This window comes from Caulobacter sp. FG7 (assembly GCF_057808875.1).
Genome location: NZ_JBMDIW010000064.1, coordinates 1 through 3,119, shown reverse-complemented (window position 1 = coordinate 3,119; position 3,119 = coordinate 1). Strand labels below are relative to the sequence as shown.

The 3,119-nt window shown below is 54.3% G+C and carries 2 rRNA genes; both read right to left on the bottom strand.

Features of this window, described 5'->3' with window-relative positions:
- Window positions 1-19 precede the first annotated feature (19 nt).
- A 5S ribosomal RNA gene (rrf, locus tag ACODR1_RS24740) occupies window positions 20-134 on the bottom strand.
- A 106-nt stretch (window positions 135-240) separates the two neighbouring features.
- Window positions 241-3,026 (bottom strand): 23S ribosomal RNA (locus ACODR1_RS24735).
- Window positions 3,027-3,119: the final 93 nt, after the last annotated feature.

Genomic DNA, 3,119 nt, shown 5'->3' with positions numbered 1-3,119 from the left:
GGATGCATCCTTTTAGCGGACCTGGCGGCGACCTACTCTCCCGCGCCTTGAGACGAAGTACCATTGGCCCAGGGGGACTTAACGACCGAGTTCGGAATGGGATCGGGTGGGGAACCCCCGGCAAAGCCACCAGGTCAGCGAAAAGGATGCTGCTTGCTCTCATTTTGGTGAGGGCAAGGCAAAGAAGAAGACATCAGTGTCAGGCAAGGCTTGTAAGGCTTGCATGGGTTTGACTGAAGAACGATCAAGCCTATCGAGCTATTAGTACCGGTAAGCTCCATGCGTCGCCGCACTTCCACACCCGGCCTATCAACGTGGTGGTCTTCCACGGCTCTCAGCGAGACCTTGTTTTGAGGTTAGTTTCCCGCTTAGATGCTTTCAGCGGTTATCTATTCCACACTTAGCTACCCTGCTGCACAGCTGGCGCCATGACAGGTCCACCAGAGGTGTGTCCATCCCGGTCCTCTCGTACTAGGGACAGATCCTCTCAAGTCTCGTACACCCACGGCAGATAGGGACCAAACTGTCTCACGACGTTCTGAACCCAGCTCACGTACCACTTTAATCGGCGAACAGCCGAACCCTTGGGACCTGCTCCAGCCCCAGGATGTGATGAGCCGACATCGAGGTGCCAAACTTTGCCGTCGATATGGACTCTTGGGCAAAATCAGCCTGTTATCCCTAGAGTACCTTTTATTCGTTGAGCGATGGCCCTTCCACGCAGGACCACCGGATCACTATGGCCGACTTTCGTCTCTGCTCGACTTGTCAGTCTCGCAGTCAGGCGGGCTTATGCCATTGCACTCGACGACCGATTTCCGACCGGTCTGAGCCCACCATCGCGCGCCTCCGTTACACTTTGGGAGGCGACCGCCCCAGTCAAACTGCCCGCCACGCCATGTCCCGGACCCGGATAACGGGCCGCGGTTAGACGTCAGCAACAATAAGGGTGGTATTTCAAGGATGGCTCCACCGGAACTGGCGCCCCGGTTTCATAGCCTCCCACCTATCCTACACATGTTGCTGCTAACGCCAAGGCGAAGCTGCAGTAAAGGTTCATAGGGTCTTTCCGTCTGACCGCGGGAACCCCGCATCTTCACGGGGAATTCAATTTCGCTGAGCCTGTGCTGGAGACAGTGGGGAAGTCGTTACGCCATTCGTGCAGGTCGGAACTTACCCGACAAGGAATTTCGCTACCTTAGGACCGTTATAGTTACGGCCGCCGTTTACCTGGGCTTCAATTCGGAGCTTGCACCCCTCCTTTTAACCTTCAGGCACCGGGCAGGCGTCAGACCCTATACGTCGCCTTGCGGCTTCGCAGAGCCCTGTGTTTTTGATAAACAGTCGCTACCCCCTGGCTTGTGCCACTCTTTTCTGGTTGCCCAAAGAAGAGTCACGCTTATCCCGAAGTTACGCGTGCAATTTGCCGAGTTCCTTCAGCACAGTTCTCTCAAGCGCCTTGGTATACTCTACCTGCCCACCTGTGTCGGTTTCGGGTACGGTCTCCGTTGGAGTTATTTCCAGGGACCTGTTCACTGCCGGAACCAATCCAATAAGGACCGACAATTTACCAGATCCGTCACTTCCAACTGGCTCAGGAATATTCACCTGATTCCCATCGACTACGCCTTTCGGCCTCGCCTTAGGGGCCGGCTAACCCTGCGCAGATTAGCTTTACGCAGGAACCCTTGGGCTTTCGGCGAGAGGGTCTCTCACCCTCTTTATCGCTACTCATGTCAGCATTCTCACTTCCGATACCTCCAACAAGGCTCACGCCTCATCTTCACAGGCTTACGGAACGCTCCGCTACCGCTTGCTCAAAGAGCAAACCCATACCTTCGGCGACTGGCTTTAGCCCCGTTACATTTTCCGCGCAGGTTCGCTTGACCAGTGAGCTGTTACGCTTTCTTTAAATGATGGCTGCTTCTAAGCCAACATCCTGGTTGTCAAAGCAAACCCACATCGTTTCCCACTTAGCCAGTACTTGGGGGCCTTAGATGATGGTTAGGGTTGTTTCCCTTTTCACGACGGACGTTAGCACCCGCCGTGTGTCTCCCAGATATCTCTCTCGGGTATTCGGAGTTTGATTAGAATTGGTACAGCTCGCGCCGCCCGCATCCATTCAGTGCTCTACCCCCCGAGGAGTCCGTCTGAGGCACTACCTAAATAGTTTTCGCGGAGAACCAGCTATGTCCAGGTTTGATTGGCCTTTCACCCCTATCCACAAGTCATCCGAGAATTTTTCAACATTCACCGGTTCGGTCCTCCAGTTGGTGTTACCCAACCTTCAACCTGCTCATGGATAGATCACCTGGTTTCGGGTCGTCATGCGACGTACTTATTCGCCCTATTCAGACTCGCTTTCGCTGCGCCTACACCTAACGGCTTAAGCTTGCACGGCACATGAAGTCGCTGACCCATTATACAAAAGGTACGCCGTCACCACGCGCGGTGGCTCCGACTGCTTGTAGGCTTCCGATTTCAGGATCTGTTTCACTCCCCTTGTCGGGGTGCTTTTCACCTTTCCCTCACGGTACTTGTTCGCTATCGGTCATTGAGGAGTACTTAGGCTTGGAGGGTGGTCCCCCCATGTTCAGACAGGATTTCACGTGTCCCGCCCTACTCGAGTCTGTCGCTATTTGACGCTTACGGGGCTATCACCCACTATGGCGGACCTTCCCAGATCCTTCAGCTTTATGTCACGACAGCACTGGCCTGGTCCCGGTTCGCTCGCCACTACTACGGGAGTCTCGGTTGATGTCCTTTCCTCCAGGTACTGAGATGTTTCAGTTCCCTGGGTTTGCTTAATGACCCTATGTATTCAGATCATTATACCTCTTCCGACCATCCAATCTTCGTCCATCCGAGGATGAACTAAGTTGGGTGACCGTAAAGGTGGGTTTCCCCATTCGGAGATAGCCGGATCAAAGGGTGCTCGCGCCTCCCCGGCTCTTATCGCAGCGTGCCACGTCCTTCATCGCCTCTCAATGCCAAGGCATCCGTCAGAAGCCCTTATGCGCTTGATCGTTCTCAGCAAAACCCATGCGCTTACCGTCTAGGGACGGCTCGCATGCGCTTTACAATTTGTCAGACAATGATGTCTTCTTAAGTCCAACCTA